This is a genomic window from Thermostichus sp. MS-CIW-41 (assembly GCF_054058915.1).
Window position 1 is genome coordinate 87,690 of sequence record NZ_JBSSBO010000006.1, and the last position, 15,564, is coordinate 103,253.

Sequence of the window (15,564 nt, forward strand, 5' to 3'; positions counted from 1 at the left end):
TGAGGGGCTGATAGCAGTCGTGGTTCTTATTACCCTCTATTTCAACTGCTCGCGTAGCGGGCCGGAGGCCTTAGCAGGAAGCAACCGGTCGTTTGTTTCACCTTGACGGTGAGATAAATGACTACGCGTTGCGGAACAGTAGGTAACCTCACTGCCATTCAAATGCCGTGGCGGGCGAAAAATCAAACCTTGGCCCAATGGATCCCTAGCCACGATAGCTGAGTCGCCTGGCAGGAGATCGAACCTGACGGCGTTTTCTGCGCCAGCGTTTCCAGCGGGAGACCATCCAGTCGCTTAGGCTGTGGTTCACCGATCCCAGTTCCAACCCCATCCCAATCCAAAAGAGCATCTCGGCGTGAACTTGCAGCAATTGCCAGAGATCGCTGCCCCACACCCAGGGTTGCCACATCCACCAGCCCAACCGGGATCCCAGCCAAGCCCCCAGCAGGCCAGCTCCTCCTGCCCATAGGCTCAAGTACAGTACCCGCACGGCGGTGCCCACGATGGGCCCATGAGACCAAAAGGAGCGATGCCGCATCCACTTGCGGTAGGGCAGCCAAATCCAGCGCAAGAACAGCCAGCGTTGATACTGTCGGGAACAGGTGTCCAGATCTCCAGAAAACATCAGGCCGCTGAACAGATAGGCGGATCCCACAGCCAGGGCAACTGTGGTGCTGTTCCCCAACACACCGGCGGCTAGGGTGATGCCGGGGGCCGTCCAGAGGGTAATGCGATCGTGGGTGGATCCCAGCGGCATAAAGCCAGAGCAACAGTACACGACTGCGGCTCAGTCTACCCGCAAGCAAAGGAGAAAGCCTGCTCCAGCCCTGGGATCGCTCCGCCGGATCTTGAAAAACTTAAGCCTGCTGCTCCCCAGGGATCCCTCGATTCAGGCGATCCAACACCTGCAACTGTCGGTAGAGCATTTCAACCCGTGGCAGATGGATCCCAGCTTGTCGAGCGTACTGCAGGGGGTTGCCGAAGATCACCTGCAGTTCCAGAGGACGTTTGCGCTCATAGTCGATTTTCATGCTGGTGCGGTAGGGGGCCATTTTCTCGGTATTGGTGAGCATTTCTTGGATCAGGGAGTCGGGAAGCAGGCGATCACAAGCTGCAGCTCCCTGTATCACCTCCTGCATCAGCGTTTCCGCCAAAGCACGGGCCTCAGGGTCTCGAATCATTTGCTGAGTATCGGCATTGAACACCACCGAGAGGCCGTTGAAGGGAATATTCCAGACCAACTTCTGCCAGCGGGCCAACATCAAATCTGGTGAGAGCGAAGTCGGGATCCCTGCCCGTTGAAAATCGGCTTGAACTTGTTGAAGGCGGGGCGTGATCCCTTGGGGGGCATAGCCAGGGCCGTACTCTGCCAGCAGCACCGAACCGTAATCCAGATGGTGAATGTGGCCGGGGCCAACCTTATTGGAGCTGATGAAGCAGAGGCCCCCCATGACCCGCTCTGGGCCAACGCAATCGGCAATCTCGGGCTCCACCCCCAGCCCATTTTGCAACAAGATCACCACGCCATTCTCGGCCAACACAGGCGGGATCAAGTGCGGCAGAAGCGCATTTTGGGTGGCTTTCAAAGCCACGATCACCCCTTCGCAAGCGGGCATGTCCTCCACGGCTGCGTAGGCATTCACCTGGGGCAAATGAAAATCCCCCCAGCAGGACTGCACCCAGAGGCCGCTTTGGCGAACATGGTCATAGTCGCTGTGCAGCAGAAAATGCACCGAAAAGCCCGCCTGTTGCAATTTCGCCCCATAAAATCCTCCCAAAGCGCCCGTGCCCAAAACAGCGTAGCGGCGGGTTTCCGGCAACCAAGACATGGCAGTGAGTTTCGGCAGGTCATCCCTAAAATACCGCACCCCAAATACCGCACCCCAGCGCTGGCTCAGGGTTTAATCTTTGCTGTTTTGTCTATCAACAGCACCCGCTCTTCTGCATCGGTTTCCCGCAGATGGACTCTCACCATTTGCTCCGGTTCTGTGGAAAGCTGACAACCGCAGTAATCGGGCTGGATGGGGAACTGCCGGTGACCCCGGTCGATCAACACCGCCAATCGCACCCGTTCCGGTCGCCCAAAGTGGTTTAGAGCCTCCAAAGCCGCCCGGACGGTGCGACCGCGAAAGATCACATCATCTACCAGCACCACCTCTTGGCCGGTTAGGTCACGCGGCATTTCGCTGCGATCGGGGGTGCGCAACCCGCCAGCGCTCAAATCGTCGCGGAAAAAAGTGATGTCCAGCTCCCCCACTTGGGGCGGGATCCCCAGCAGAGTGGCAATCCGATCCCGCAGGCGGTAGGCCAGGGGAACTCCCCGGGTGCGAATGCCGATCAACGTCAACTTTTGGAGGTGGGGATGATCCCTGCCGATCGCCTCTGCCAGACCCTCGATCAGCCCGGCCAACTGCTCCGCATCGAAGACCTCGATCTCGGACATGGATCCCTGTCGCCCCCTCGCCAATCGCGGATCTGGTCTGTAGAAGACTTTAACAAAACGCGCGGAATTCCCCACCCTCTGTAGGGTGGGGATGGATAGCGCCACTGGATTTGTGGAGCACTCAGAACTAGGGCAGGTGGGGGTAGGATAACGCATATGGCAACCAGAAGGCAGACCTTTCGACTGTATCCCAGCAAAGCTCAGGAAAAGGCTTTGCTCGAGGCTCGTCGTCTGCACTGCTACCTCTACAACGCCTGTGTCAGCCACCGGGAAACCGAGTACAAGCTCCACCGCCGAACGGTGACCTACCTGGAACAGCAGAACCTACTCCCCGAATTCAAGCAGGTGTGGGTGGAGTTTGCCCAACTGAACTCCCAAGCCCTGCAAGCTACCGTCAAGCGGGTGGATTATGCTTACCAACGGTTCTTTCGAGGACTGAGTAGGAAGCCGAGGTTCAAGTCCATTCGCCGGTATTCGGGCTGGACGTATCCTGCTCGGTCGGGGTGGAAGGTCAACAGCACGGGGAAGCATGGCACGGTCACACTCAATGACTTGGGCATTACGCTGAAAATGCGCGGTCAAGCCAAGCATTGGGGCGTGCCAACAACGCTGACCCTTGTCTACAAGCCGTCCCGGCGGCAGTGGTTCGCTTCGTTTACGGTTGAGGTTGCCATACCAGAGCCTAAGTTTGGGTCGCAGTCGGATTTGCGATATGAGTCCATCGTTGCCTATGACTTGGGTACAGAGACCGCCCTGACCCTGTTTGACGGGGCGGAGTTTCAGGAGATTGCCAATCCCCGCTTTACCCAGCGGAGTGAGGCGAAGATACGCGAGCTTGCCAAGTTGAAGCGGAGAAAGCGCGCTCCGAAGAAGGGTGTCAAGGCTTCCAGAAGGTGGAAGAAAATCCACCGGCGGGAAGCGCAACTCAAAGCCAAAGTTGCCCGTCAGCGCAAAGACTGGCAACACAAAGTTACGTCAGAGATAGCTTGTCGTTATGGCGAAGCGCTCCGCGCCGCCGTAGGCGAACGGCGTAACGGAGAAGCTGCATGTCAAAGGGATGACCCGCAAGGGTGGGAAGCGCAAGGCAGGGCTAAACAAGTCTATTCTGTCGGTGGGGTTCGGTACATTGAACCAGATGATTACCTACAAAATCGAGCAGAAAGGTGGTTTAGTTCTCGTGCTTCCTACGCAAGCCATCAAGCCCTCGCAGCGCTGTCCCCAATGTGGGGCAGTCCACAAGGAGTGGGCGGACTTGAGCAACCGCTATCATGTCTGCTCGGCTTGTGGGTTTGAAATCCCGAGGGATCGGGGCTCGGTGATGGTGATGTACAACGTTGCCACTAATCGGCAACCGGGGTTGGGAACCGGCCTCGTGAGTCTTGGATGCTTCAGCTCTACTTCAAAGTCCTGCGGGGCTATGAAGCACCTGGGGCAGAGGAAGAGACTAAAATCCTGCCGTCAAGGGGATGGGGCATCAGAAACCCCATCCGCCTATGCGGTGGGGTAGTTCATGATAGCCCAACCTGCCGGCGGGATCCCTATCCGGTAAGATAAAACCAGAAGCAATTCTAAAACCAGAAGCAATTCCCAAGCCATGGAGGTTTCCTTGAGGGAGGGATCCACGATGTCTGTTGCTTGGCTGGCTTCGGTTCTGGCGAGGCTGTCTCGGCTGAGCCGTTTCCTGCGGGGGATGGTGCTTTGCGGGCTGATACTCTGCCTGGGGGTTACCCTGCTGGGATCCCCGGCCCAGGCAGAGGACTACACCAAACGAGATCTGCAGGGAGTGAGCTTTGCAGGGCAAGACCTGAGCGGCTGGAAGTTTCTCAAGGCCAACCTGCGCCAAAGCGATCTCAGCCACGTGAAGGCGGCAGGGGCGAACCTATTCGGGGCCAATCTCAGCAAAGCCAACTTGCGCGGGGCCGACCTGCGGGGGGCCACTTTGGACATGGCCAACTTACAGGGTGCGGATCTGCGAGAAGCGCAACTGCAGGACAGCATGATGTGGCTGGCCCGAGTCGAAGGGATCCAAATTGATGGGGCCGATTTCACCAATGCCTTAATACGCCAAGACGCCCTCTCCATCCTCTGTGAACGGGCCACCGGCGTCAACCCTGTAACTGGTCGGGCCACCCGCGACACTCTTGAATGTGACTGATCCTCACCCCCGGCTCTTCTCCCAGAGGGAGAGGGGAGATAGGCAGCAGAACCCATCGCCTCACTGCCCTCTGGAATCCGGATTTTAGGAGCTGGGAGCGGCTGCCTCAGAACGGGTGGGCTTGCGTTGAAACTGGCTGAGCAGCGAATTCCAGGCCAAGCGGGCCATCGACAACAGCCAATTCCCCTCCAACTCCCTAAACAAGTCCATGTTCAGCTTGAAGGCATAATTGGCCTCTGCCACAATGCGGTCGATGGTGGCTTGATCCAGCCCCAATGCATCCATCTGGGCACGGTAGCGCTGCTTGAACTTGCCCTCGTGGGGGATCTGCTCGAAATCGTAAAAAGCTGTTCCTTCCCCTGGCGGCAAGCCCATGGCCCGGCGGGCGATGTTTTTGAGGATTTGGCCACCCGACAAGTCACCGATGTAGCGGGTGTAGGCGTGAGCGATCAGCAGAAGCGGATCTTTTTCCACCACTTCCCGAATGCGGTTGACATAGACCTGGCAGGCAGGGGAGGGCTTGACCAAAGAGCGCCAGTTGGGGCCAACAAAATAATTTAAATCCTTCTCCAGGCTGGTCTTGCGCCACAGCTCCGGGTAGTAGAACCGGCCCACCAGCGGGTGCTCTCGCAGTTGGGCAAAGCCCTCTTCCAGAGCACTGTAGACAAAGTAGAAATTGCCCACGTAGCGGCTGTAGGCCCGCTTATCCACCACTCCCTTCAGGAAACACTTGATAAACACCATGTTCTCGGCCATGGTGTGGGACTGCTTGGTGCCCTCTCGCAACTGGGCCGACAAGCTGTGGTCCCGGTTATACAGATCACTTTTTTTATTCTGATTGTTCTGACTTTGACTCACAAAACCCTCCTCGCCAACAAACTGTGCTTCATTAGATCACCCGCAGATCACCCGCAAGCCATCCCGAGGTTCCCCCAGCCTGAGAAGCTTTGTAAACCCATTCCCGATCCTTTCTCATGATTGATGGCTCCGCGTCTTGCCCCCTAGCCTGCATCAACAGCGTGCATCTCAAAAGCGACAAAGACCGGCGCCGCGTCCACCCTGGCGACCGGCTGAGCCTGTCAGAACCACCCCTCCGATCCCCAAGGTTGACCGGAAATGGAAATCCGAGCTGGAGCAGCGGATGATCCGCAAAAACGGTTAAAGATTAGAATAATCTGCTTGAGTGTGAATGGATGTGAACAATCCTTAAGGCATGGCGGAAACCGCCCCTGCCCCGGCAGCCAAAAGGGGATCCCCAGCGGTTTTGCCGAGATTTTCCAAGTGAGCCCTCAAGGGATCCGGACAGCCCCTCGACCTTTGTAACGTTCGTTGACGATCGTTGGCGGGGTTTCTATAATGGAAGGCCTGACTGCAGCGCGACCCCTCCCGAGCAACGCATGACACAATTAGCAGTGCCATCCCCTGTCGCTCCTACCTTTCCTGACCTGGTGGAGATTCAGCGGGAGAGTTTCTTGTGGTTTTTGCGAGAAGGGTTTGAAGAGGAGCTTCTCAGCTTTTCCCCCATCATCGATTACACCGGCAAGCTGGAACTGCATTTCCTGCCTGAATATCGCCCTGGGGATCCCTCCAAAGGGTACAAGATCAACCGCCCCCGCTACGACCCCGAGGAGGCCAAGCGGCGGGATGCCACCTATCAAGCGCAGATCCGGGTGCCCACTCGCCTGATCAACAAAGAGACCGGCGAGATCAAAGACATGGACGTCTTCATCGGCGAACTGCCCTTGATGACGGATCGGGGCACCTTCATCATCAACGGCGCCGAGCGGGTGATCGTCAACCAAATTGTGCGCAGCCCCGGCGTCTATTACAAATCGGAGCTGGACAAAAACGGGCGTCGCACCTACAGCGCCAGCCTCATCCCCAACCGCGGTGCCTGGCTGAAGTTCGAGACCGACAAAAACGGCCTGGTGTGGGTGCGCATCGACAAAACCCGCAAGCTCTCGGCGGCAGTTCTGCTGAAAGCCTTGGGCCTGAGCGACTCCGAGATTTACGACAACCTGCGCCACCCCGAATTCTTCCAGAAAACCATGGAGAAAGAGGGGCCCTACACCGAAGAAGAAGCCCTAATGGAGCTGTACCGCAAGTTGCGGCCCGGGGAACCCCCCACCGTATCGGGTGGCCAGCAGTTGCTGGAATCCCGCTTCTTCGACCCCAAACGCTACGATTTGGGCCGAGTAGGGCGCTACAAGCTGAACAAAAAGTTAAATTTGAACGTAGCCGAAAGTGTGCGGGTGCTTACCGTCACCGACATTTTGGCCGTCATCGACTACCTGATCAATTTGGAGTACGACATCGGCCATGTGGACGACATCGACCACCTGGGCAACCGCCGCGTGCGCTCCGTGGGCGAGCTGCTGCAAAACCAGGTGCGGGTGGGCCTGAATCGCCTGGAGCGGATCATCCGAGAACGGATGACAGTCTCCGAGTCGGAAAACCTCACCCCGGCCTCTTTGGTCAACCCCAAACCCTTGGTGGCGGCCATTAAGGAGTTCTTCGGCTCCAGCCAGCTCTCCCAGTTCATGGATCAGACCAATCCCCTGGCGGAGCTGACCCACAAGCGGCGGCTATCTGCCCTGGGCCCCGGCGGCCTAAGTCGGGAACGGGCCGGCTTTGCGGTGCGGGATATCCACCCCAGCCACTACGGCCGCATCTGCCCCATCGAAACTCCAGAAGGCCCCAACGCCGGGTTGATTGGATCCCTGGCCACCCACGCCCGCGTCAACCAGTACGGCTTTATCGAAAGCCCCTATTACCGGGTCGAGAACGGCGTGGTGCGCAAAGATCTGGGCATGGTCTACCTCACCGCTGACGAAGAGGACGAGTACCGCGTAGCCCCTGGGGATGTGCCGGTGGATGCCGAAGGCCGCATCACTGCCGACTTGGTGCCGGTGCGCTACCGCCAGGAGTTCACCACCGCCCACCCCACAGAAGTGCACTACGTCCAAGTGGCGCCGGTGCAGGTCATCTCGGTGGCCACCTCCTTGATCCCCTTCCTGGAGCACGATGACGCCAACCGTGCCTTGATGGGAGCAAACATGCAGCGGCAGGCGGTGCCCCTGCTCAAGCCGGATCGGCCCTATGTGGGCACTGGCCTGGAAGCCCAGGCGGCACGCGACTCCGGCATGGTGGTGGTGTCGCGCACCAATGGCGTGGTGACCTATGTCTCTGCCGACGAAATCGTGGTGCGGCCAGACGACGGCGGGGATCCAATTGTCTATCGCCTGCAGAAATACCAGCGCTCCAACCAAGACACCTGCCTCAACCAGCGTCCCCTTGTCTATACGGGGGATCGGGTGGTGGCTGGCCAGGTGCTGGCGGATGGCCCGGCGACCGAAGGGGGCGAGCTGGCTTTGGGCCAAAACGTGTTGGTGGCCTACATGCCCTGGGAGGGCTACAACTACGAAGATGCCATCTTGATCAGCGAGCGGCTGGTCTACGACGATGTCTTTACCTCGGTACACATCGAGAAGCACGAGATCGAGGCCCGGCAAACCAAGCTAGGCCCGGAAGAGATCACCCGCGAAATCCCCAACGTGGGGGAAGATGCCCTGCGGGACCTGGATGAGAACGGCATTGTGCGCATTGGGGCTTGGGTGGAGGCCGGCGACATTTTGGTGGGCAAGGTCACTCCCAAAGGGGAGTCTGATCAACCGCCAGAGGAGCGGCTGTTGCGGGCCATTTTCGGGGAAAAAGCTCGGGATGTGCGGGACAACTCGCTGCGGGTGCCCAACGGCGAGCGCGGTCGGGTGGTGGATGTACGCATCTTTACCCGCGAACAGGGGGATGAGCTGCCTCCCGGCGCCAACATGGTGGTGCGGGTCTACATTGCCCTCAAGCGCAAAATCCAGGTGGGGGACAAGATCGCGGGCCGTCACGGCAACAAAGGCATCATCTCCCGCATCTTGCCGATTGAGGACATGCCCTACCTAGCGGACGGCACACCGGTGGATGTGGTGCTCAACCCCTTGGGAGTGCCTTCCCGGATGAACGTGGGCCAAGTGTACGAGTGCCTGCTGGGCTGGGCAGCAGAACATCTGGGAGTGCGCTTCAAGCTGATGCCCTTTGATGAGATGCACGGTTTAGAAGCCTCCCGTCTGACGGTGGAGGCCAAGCTGAGGGAAGCCCGAGAGAAGACCGGCAAGGACTGGATCTTCAACCCGGAAGGCAGGTACTGCGGCAAAATCCAGGTGTTTGATGGTCGCACCGGGGAGCCCTTCGACCAGCCCGTTACGGTGGGCCGCGCCTACATGCTGAAGCTGGTGCACTTGGTGGATGACAAGATCCATGCCCGCTCCACCGGCCCCTATTCTTTGGTGACCCAGCAACCGCTGGGGGGCAAGGCGCAGCAGGGCGGCCAGCGCTTTGGGGAGATGGAGGTGTGGGCTTTGGAGGCGTTTGGGGCAGCCTACATCCTGCAGGAGTTGCTCACCGTCAAGTCCGACGACATGGTGGGGCGCAACGAGGCTCTCAACGCCATCGTCAAGGGCAAGCCCATCCCTCGACCCGGCACGCCGGAGTCCTTCAAGGTGCTGGTGCGGGAGCTGCAGTCCCTCTGCCTGGATGTGTCGGTACACAAGGTGGAGGTGGACAGCGAAGGGCAAACCCACGATGTGGAAGTGGATCTGATGGCCGATACCTCCAACCGTCATACTCCCTCTCGACCCACTTATGAATCGGTTACGTCTGAGGATCTCTCGCCATCACCCGCCTTTACCAGAGTGCTCCGCACCGCTGACGCGAATGCCAGCCGCAGCCTTGAGGAAGATGAGGACGAGGAGGAGGAAGAGGACTTTTGAGGGTTGAGAGCGCTCCCCACCCCTGACGCGAACGTGACGGGGATCCCCTTCAACCCACGAAGGAGGGTGGGGCTTCCCTCTCCTTTGGGTTCAGCAAGCCAGGAGGAAAACGGCGATGGCCAAAACAGAGCAACGCTTTGACTATGTCAAAATCGGCTTGGCTTCTCCAGAACGGATCATGGAGTGGGGCCAGCGCACCCTGCCGAATGGTCAAGTGGTGGGGGAAGTCACCAAGCCCGAGACCATCAATTACCGCACCCTCAAGCCGGAGATGGATGGTCTTTTCTGTGAGCGCATCTTTGGGCCGGCCAAAGACTGGGAATGCCACTGCGGCAAGTACAAGCGGGTACGGCATCGGGGGATCGTCTGCGAGCGCTGTGGGGTGGAGGTGACCGAGTCGCGGGTGCGCCGCCACCGCATGGGCTACATCAAGTTGGCTGCCCCCGTCACCCACGTTTGGTATTTGAAAGGGATCCCCAGCCACATCGCCACCCTGTTGGATATGCCGCTGCGGGATGTGGAGCAGGTGGTATACTTCAACGCCTACGTAGTGGTGGATCCGGGCAATGCCCAGAATCTCTCCTACAAACAACTGCTGACGGAGGATCAATTCCTCGAGATCGAAGATCAGATGTACGAGGAGGGATCCGAACTGCAACTGCCGGAGAACTGGGCGATGATCGGGGCGGAGGCCATCGAGCGCCTGCTCAAGGATATCGACCTGGAAAAAGAGGCGGAGCAACTGCGGGAGGAGATCACCACTGCTCGCGGCCAAAAGCGGGCACGCCTGATCAAGCGGCTGCGGGTGATCGACAACTTCATCGCCACCGGATCCCGTCCGGAGTGGATGGTGTTGCGGGTGCTGCCGGTGATCCCGCCGGATTTGCGTCCCATGGTGCAGTTGGATGGGGGCCGCTTTGCCACCAGCGACCTCAACGATCTCTACCGTCGTGTGATCAACCGCAACAACCGCCTGGCCCGGCTGCAGGAGATCATGGCGCCGGAGATCATTGTGCGCAACGAAAAGCGCATGCTCCAGGAGGCGGTGGACGCGCTGATCGACAACGGTCGGCGGGGGCGCGTGGTGGCGGGGGCCAACAACCGTCCCCTCAAGTCCCTCTCCGACATCATCGAGGGCAAACAGGGGCGCTTCCGGCAAAACCTGTTGGGCAAACGGGTGGACTACTCCGGGCGTTCGGTGATCGTGGTGGGGCCCAACCTGCGCATGCACCAGTGTGGCCTGCCCAAAGAGATGGCCATCGAGCTGTTCCAGCCCTTTGTCATCCACAAATTGATCAAGCGGGGCATTGTCAACAACATCAAGGCTGCCAAAAAGCTGATCCAGAGCAATGACCCACAGATTTGGGATGTGCTGGAAGAGGTGATCGACGGCCACCCCGTCTTGCTCAACCGTGCCCCCACCCTGCACCGCCTGGGGATCCAAGCCTTTGAACCGATCCTGGTGGAGGGAAGGGCGATTCAACTTCACCCTCTGGTTTGCCCCGCTTTCAACGCCGACTTCGACGGCGACCAGATGGCGGTGCATGTGCCCCTGTCGTTGGAAGCCCAGGCGGAAGCGCGCCTGCTGATGCTGGCCACCAACAACATCCTCTCCCCGGCCACCGGCGCTCCCATCATCACCCCCAGCCAAGATATGGTGTTGGGGTGCTACTACCTGACGGCGGACAACCCCCACGCGCCAGATATTGGCGATCGCTTCTTCGCCAGCTTGGAAGATGCTCTCATCGCCTACGACCGCGGCGCCATCGGCCTGCACAGCAAGGTCTGGGTGCGCTACCACGGCCCGATGGAGTTGGGCAAGGGCGAAAAAGAGTCCGAGCCGCAAATCATCGAAGAACCGGGCGGCATTCGCCTCAAGATCACCAACTACCGCCGTATCCGCGAAGATCAAAACGGCAACGTGATCAGCCAGTACATTCGCACCACGCCGGGCCGGATCATTTTTAACAAGACCGTGCAGGATATTTTGTCTGCGTAGTTACCCTCTGCCGTAGGACGGCTCTTCTCTCCCCTTCTCTCTAGCGAGGCATCATGAGCGAAAAAGGACGATTTTCCGCTGGCCTGGCGCGGCAGGCTGCCGACGGCAACAAAGCCGACGCCCCTTTGCCCCCTGTGCCCTTTCGCAACTATCAAATTGGCAAAAAAGAGCTGCGCAACCTAATTGCTTGGTCTTTTGCCCGCTACGGCACAGCCCGCACCGCTCAGATGGCGGATGCTCTGAAGACCCTGGGCTTCAAATACGCCACCCAGGCAGCCGTCTCCATCAGCGTTGAAGACCTGCGCGTTCCCCCCAGCAAGCGGCAGTTGTTGGCACAAGCGGAAGCCGAGATCGAGGCGGCCACCGAGCGCTACACCCGCGGGGAAATCACAGAGGTGGAGCGCTACCAAAAGGTGATCGACACCTGGAACCAGATCAACGACCAGATCAAAGAGGAGATGCTCAACAACTTCCGGCAGAACGATCCCCTTAACTCCGTCTACATGATGGCCAACTCGGGGGCGAGGGGGAATGTCTCCCAGGTACGGCAGTTGGTGGGCATGCGCGGCCTGATGGCCAACCCCCAGGGGGAGATCATCGATTTGCCCATCAAAACCAATTTCCGCGAGGGCCTGACCGTTACCGAATACATCATCTCTTCCTATGGGGCCCGCAAGGGTTTAGTGGATACGGCCCTGCGCACCGCCGACTCCGGCTACCTCACCCGCCGCTTGGTGGACGTGTCTCAGGATGTGATCGTGCGGGAATCCGACTGCGGCACTGAGCAGGGCATCCTTCTGGAATACCTGATGGACGGGGACAAGGTGGTGGTGTCTCTGGAGGAGCGCTTGGTGGGCCGAGTGTTGGCGCGCGACGTGGTGCATCCACAAACCCAGGAGATCCTCGCCCGCCGCAACCAAGAAGTGGATCACGACTTGGCTAGAACCATTGCAGAGGCTGGCATCCGCCAGGTGATGGTGCGTTCTCCCCTCACCTGTGAAGCCAACCGCTCCGTGTGCCGGATGTGTTATGGCTGGAGCTTGGCCCATTCCCGCCTGGTGGATCTGGGGGAAGCGGTCGGGATCATCGCCGCCCAATCGATTGGGGAGCCGGGCACCCAGTTGACCATGCGCACCTTCCACACGGGAGGCGTGTTTACAGGGGAGGTGGCCCGCCAAATTCGCGCCCCCTTTGCGGGTGTGGTGCGGTTCCCGAAAAATCTGCGCACCCGCCCCTTCCGTACCCGCCACGGCGACGATGCTCTACAAGTGGAGGTAAACAACCAAATCATCTTGGAAGGCCCAGACGGTCAACGGGAGTCCTTCGACATGACTCAGGGATCCACCCTGCTGGTGCGGGACGGAGCCCAGGTGCAGCGGGATCAGTTGATTGCAGAGGTGTCCCTGGCCAAGGCCAGCCGTAAGAGCACCGAGAAAGCCCAGAAAGAGGTGGTGGCCGACCTGGCTGGAGAAATTCGCTTTGCCGATCTGCCCATCGAGGAGAAGACTGACCGCCAGGGTAACACCACCTACACTGCCCAGCGGCAGGGATTGATCTGGGTGATGTCTGGACAGGTGTACAACCTGCCTCCGGGGGCCGAGCCGGTGGTGAAAAACGGGGATCGGGTGCAGGCGGGGGATGTGATCGCCGAAACCTCGCTGGTGACGGAGCATGGCGGCATTGTGCGGCTACCGGAGCGCAGCGACACCAGAAGTGGGCGCGAGGTGGAGATCATCAACGCTTCGGTGGTGTTGCGGGAAGCACGGGTACGGGTGGAATCCCACCAGGGGCGGGAACAATTTTTGCTGGACACTTCCAGTGGGCAGACCTTTGTTCTCAAGGCTACTCCGGGCACCAAAGTGGGCAACGATGAGGTGGTGGCGGAGCTGATCGACAACCACTTCCGCAGTCAGACGGGAGGCTTGGTGAAGTTCGCCGGCATTGAGGTGGCACGGCGCGGCAAGGCCAAGCAAGGTTACGAAGTCATCCAGGGCGGCACCCTGCTGTGGATCCCGGAAGAGACCCACGAGGTGAACAAGGACATCTCCCTGCTGAACGTGGACGACGGCCAGTATGTGGAAGCGGGCACCGAGGTAGTGAAAGACATCTTTTGCCAGAATGCCGGTGTTGTCGAAGTCATCCAGAAGAACGACATTCTGCGGGAGATTGTCATCAAGCCGGGATCCCTGCATCTGGTGGACAACCCCGCCGACTTGGAAGTGAAAAGTGGCACCCTAATCCAGCCAGGGCAACCGGTGCTCAGCAGCATCGTTCCCGACCGACTGGTCTACCTGGAACACGTGGAAACTCCCGAAGGCCCAGGCTTGCTGCTGCGTCCGGTGCAGGAGTACGAGATCCCCGACCGGCCCTTGGTGCCCACTCAAGAGTCCACCAGCGAGTCCGGTCGCTCCATTCGTCTGCGGGCGGTGCAGCGGGTTCCCTTCAAAGATGGGGAGCGGGTGAAGTCGGTAGGCCCTGTAGAGCTCCTGCGCACCCAACTGGTGCTGGAAATCGATACCGACGCCCCACAACTGAAGGCCGATATCGAGCTGATCCAAGATGAGAAGGATCCAGATATTCGCCGCCTGCAACTGGTGATTCTGGAAACCCTGTTGCTGCGCCGCGATGTGGAAGCGGATCTGACGCAGGGGAGTACCCACACGCGGCTGTTGGTGAAGGAAGGAGACTCCATCGCCAGCGGAGATGTTATCGCCCGCACCGAAATCCAAGCCAAAAAGGCCGGGATCGTCCAAGGGATCCGCCAGGGAGCGGAAGTGGTGCGGCGGGTGCTGGTGATTACCGACGACGATCTGGTGCAGGTGCCCCTGACAGGTTCAGCCAGCGTGGCGGTAGGGGCGCTGGTGCGGGCTGGGGACGAGCTTGCTCCCGGGATCCCTTCTCCACAGTCGGGACAGGTGATGCAGATAACGGACGGCCAAGTCCTGTTGCGGATGGCGCGGCCCTACTTGGTTTCTGCGGGTGCCATCCTGCAGGTACGAGATGGCGATCTGGTGCAGCGGGGGGATTCCCTGGCCCTCCTGGTGTTTGAGCGGGCCAAGACGGGGGACATCATCCAGGGTCTGCCGCGGATTGAGGAGCTGCTGGAGGCCCGCAAGCCCAAGGAAATGTGTGTGCTGGCCAAGCGGCCCGGCACCGTTCAACTGAGCTGGCGGGGAGAAGAGCCAGATCTCAAGGTCATCGAAGCCGATGGCACCGTTAGAGACTATCCTGGGCTGCCGGGGCAGAGCTTAATCGTGGTAGATGGACAGCCGGTGGGGGTGGGGGATCCCCTTACCGATGGCCCTGCCAACCCCCACGACCTCTTGGAGATCTACTACGAGTACCATCGCCAAACCTTGGGAGATGACCAAGCCGCACGGTTGGCTCTGCGGGAGGTGCAGCGCTTCTTTGTCAACGAAGTGCAGAACGTCTACCGCTCCCAGGGGGTGGAGATCTCCGACAAACACATCGAGATCGTGGTGCGCCAGATGACCTCCAAGGTGCGGGTGGATGATGGCGGCGACACCATCCTGCTGCCGGGCGAGCTGGTGGAGTTGCGGGAAATCCAGCAGACCAACGCCACCATGGCCATTACTGGAGGAGCGCCGGCCAAATACACGCCCGTCCTGCTGGGGATCACCAAGGCCAGCTTGAATACCGACAGCTTCATCTCAGCGGCCAGCTTCCAGGAAACCACCCGCGTGCTTACAGAGGCGGCCATCGAGGGCAAATCCGACTGGCTGCGCGGGTTGAAAGAAAACGTGATCATCGGGCGCCTGATCCCGGCAGGCACGGGCTTCACCACCTACGAGGAGATTGCCGCCGAGCCGGAGCCTGACGAAGAGGAGGAAGAGCCTGCGGTGTTGCCGGAGCTGCCGCCTCGTTTGATCTTGGAAGATGATCAATTGATCGACGATTCCACCCCTGCCTTCGACGAGCTAGAGGAGGATGACGACGAGGAGGAGGAGTAGGGCGCTGGGGATCCAGGATTGGGCCACTTTGCAAGCTGAAATCGTCAGTTGCTGCCGCTGCCCCCGCTTGGTGGCCTGGCGAGAGTCAGCTAGAAATCGCAGGAGCCCCGCACTGTACCCGTAGGGTCAGTGTCGGGAGGAATGCGGAAGTTATGATAGAACCATGACCCAAGTCCTGA

10 protein-coding genes are annotated in these 15,564 nt (G+C 59.6%); 6 read left to right on the top strand and 4 right to left on the bottom strand.

Features of this window, described 5'->3' with window-relative positions:
• Window positions 1–205: 205 nt before the first annotated feature.
• From ACVWXE_RS03425 to pyrR, 3 genes are all read right to left on the bottom strand, one after another.
• Complete coding sequence (locus ACVWXE_RS03425; protein WP_414341609.1) at window positions 206–778, bottom strand: metal-binding protein; 573 nt, start codon at window positions 776–778, stop codon at window positions 206–208.
• A 79-nt stretch (window positions 779–857) separates the two neighbouring features.
• Window positions 858–1,829 carry a putative 2-dehydropantoate 2-reductase gene (locus ACVWXE_RS03430; RefSeq protein ID WP_414341611.1) on the bottom strand — a complete coding sequence of 324 codons (972 nt, stop codon included), beginning with the start codon at window positions 1,827–1,829 and terminating at the stop codon, window positions 858–860.
• Window positions 1,830–1,894: 65 nt separating this feature from the next.
• On the bottom strand, window positions 1,895–2,443 hold the full coding sequence (gene pyrR, locus ACVWXE_RS03435) for a bifunctional pyr operon transcriptional regulator/uracil phosphoribosyltransferase PyrR (protein ID WP_414341613.1): 549 nt from the start codon (window positions 2,441–2,443) through the stop codon (window positions 1,895–1,897).
• Between the two features lie 156 nt (window positions 2,444–2,599).
• Between pyrR and ACVWXE_RS03440 the strand changes: the two genes are divergently transcribed.
• The 3 genes from ACVWXE_RS03440 (at window position 2,600) to ACVWXE_RS03450 (ending at window position 4,598) form a co-directional block, all read left to right on the top strand.
• Complete coding sequence (locus ACVWXE_RS03440) at window positions 2,600–3,736, top strand: RNA-guided endonuclease InsQ/TnpB family protein (protein WP_457489584.1); 1,137 nt, start codon at window positions 2,600–2,602, stop codon at window positions 3,734–3,736.
• Entirely contained in the window at window positions 3,621–3,950 is a 330-nt protein-coding gene (locus tag ACVWXE_RS03445) for a zinc ribbon domain-containing protein (protein WP_457489585.1), read from the top strand. The genes ACVWXE_RS03440 and ACVWXE_RS03445 overlap by 116 nt, the downstream gene beginning before the upstream one ends.
• 117 nt (window positions 3,951–4,067) lie before the next feature.
• Window positions 4,068–4,598 carry a pentapeptide repeat-containing protein gene (locus ACVWXE_RS03450; RefSeq protein WP_414351381.1) on the top strand — a complete coding sequence of 177 codons (531 nt, stop codon included), beginning with the start codon at window positions 4,068–4,070 and terminating at the stop codon, window positions 4,596–4,598.
• A gap of 84 nt (window positions 4,599–4,682) precedes the next feature.
• Here ACVWXE_RS03450 and ACVWXE_RS03455 read toward each other — a convergent pair whose 3' ends face one another.
• Window positions 4,683–5,396 carry a biliverdin-producing heme oxygenase gene (locus tag ACVWXE_RS03455; RefSeq protein ID WP_457489586.1) on the bottom strand — a complete coding sequence of 238 codons (714 nt, stop codon included), beginning with the start codon at window positions 5,394–5,396 and terminating at the stop codon, window positions 4,683–4,685.
• A 599-nt stretch (window positions 5,397–5,995) separates the two neighbouring features.
• Here ACVWXE_RS03455 and rpoB point away from each other — a divergent pair.
• The 3 genes from rpoB (at window position 5,996) to ACVWXE_RS03470 (ending at window position 15,385) form a co-directional block, all read left to right on the top strand.
• A complete protein-coding gene (rpoB, locus tag ACVWXE_RS03460; RefSeq protein ID WP_457489587.1) occupies window positions 5,996–9,415 on the top strand; it encodes a DNA-directed RNA polymerase subunit beta in 3,420 nt (1,139 codons plus the stop codon).
• Between the two features lie 115 nt (window positions 9,416–9,530).
• A complete protein-coding gene (locus tag ACVWXE_RS03465) occupies window positions 9,531–11,414 on the top strand; it encodes a DNA-directed RNA polymerase subunit gamma (protein WP_457489588.1) in 1,884 nt (627 codons plus the stop codon).
• Window positions 11,415–11,467: 53 nt separating this feature from the next.
• Window positions 11,468–15,385 carry a DNA-directed RNA polymerase subunit beta' gene (locus tag ACVWXE_RS03470; RefSeq protein ID WP_457489589.1) on the top strand — a complete coding sequence of 1,306 codons (3,918 nt, stop codon included), beginning with the start codon at window positions 11,468–11,470 and terminating at the stop codon, window positions 15,383–15,385.
• Window positions 15,386–15,564: the final 179 nt, after the last annotated feature.

What these genes read in the sequence shown, in the direction of transcription:
- rpoB (WP_457489587.1), top strand. Translation starts at nt 5,996, where the DNA reads ATGACACAATTAGCAGTGCCATCCCCTGTCGCTCCTACCTTTCCTGAC.
- pyrR (WP_414341613.1), bottom strand. Translation starts at nt 2,443, where the DNA reads ATGTCCGAGATCGAGGTCTTCGATGCGGAGCAGTTGGCCGGGCTGATC.
- ACVWXE_RS03470 (WP_457489589.1), top strand. Translation starts at nt 11,468, where the DNA reads ATGAGCGAAAAAGGACGATTTTCCGCTGGCCTGGCGCGGCAGGCTGCC.
- ACVWXE_RS03430 (WP_414341611.1), bottom strand. Translation starts at nt 1,829, where the DNA reads ATGTCTTGGTTGCCGGAAACCCGCCGCTACGCTGTTTTGGGCACGGGC.
- ACVWXE_RS03450 (WP_414351381.1), top strand. Translation starts at nt 4,068, where the DNA reads ATGTCTGTTGCTTGGCTGGCTTCGGTTCTGGCGAGGCTGTCTCGGCTG.
- ACVWXE_RS03440 (WP_457489584.1), top strand. Translation starts at nt 2,600, where the DNA reads ATGGCAACCAGAAGGCAGACCTTTCGACTGTATCCCAGCAAAGCTCAG.
- ACVWXE_RS03465 (WP_457489588.1), top strand. Translation starts at nt 9,531, where the DNA reads ATGGCCAAAACAGAGCAACGCTTTGACTATGTCAAAATCGGCTTGGCT.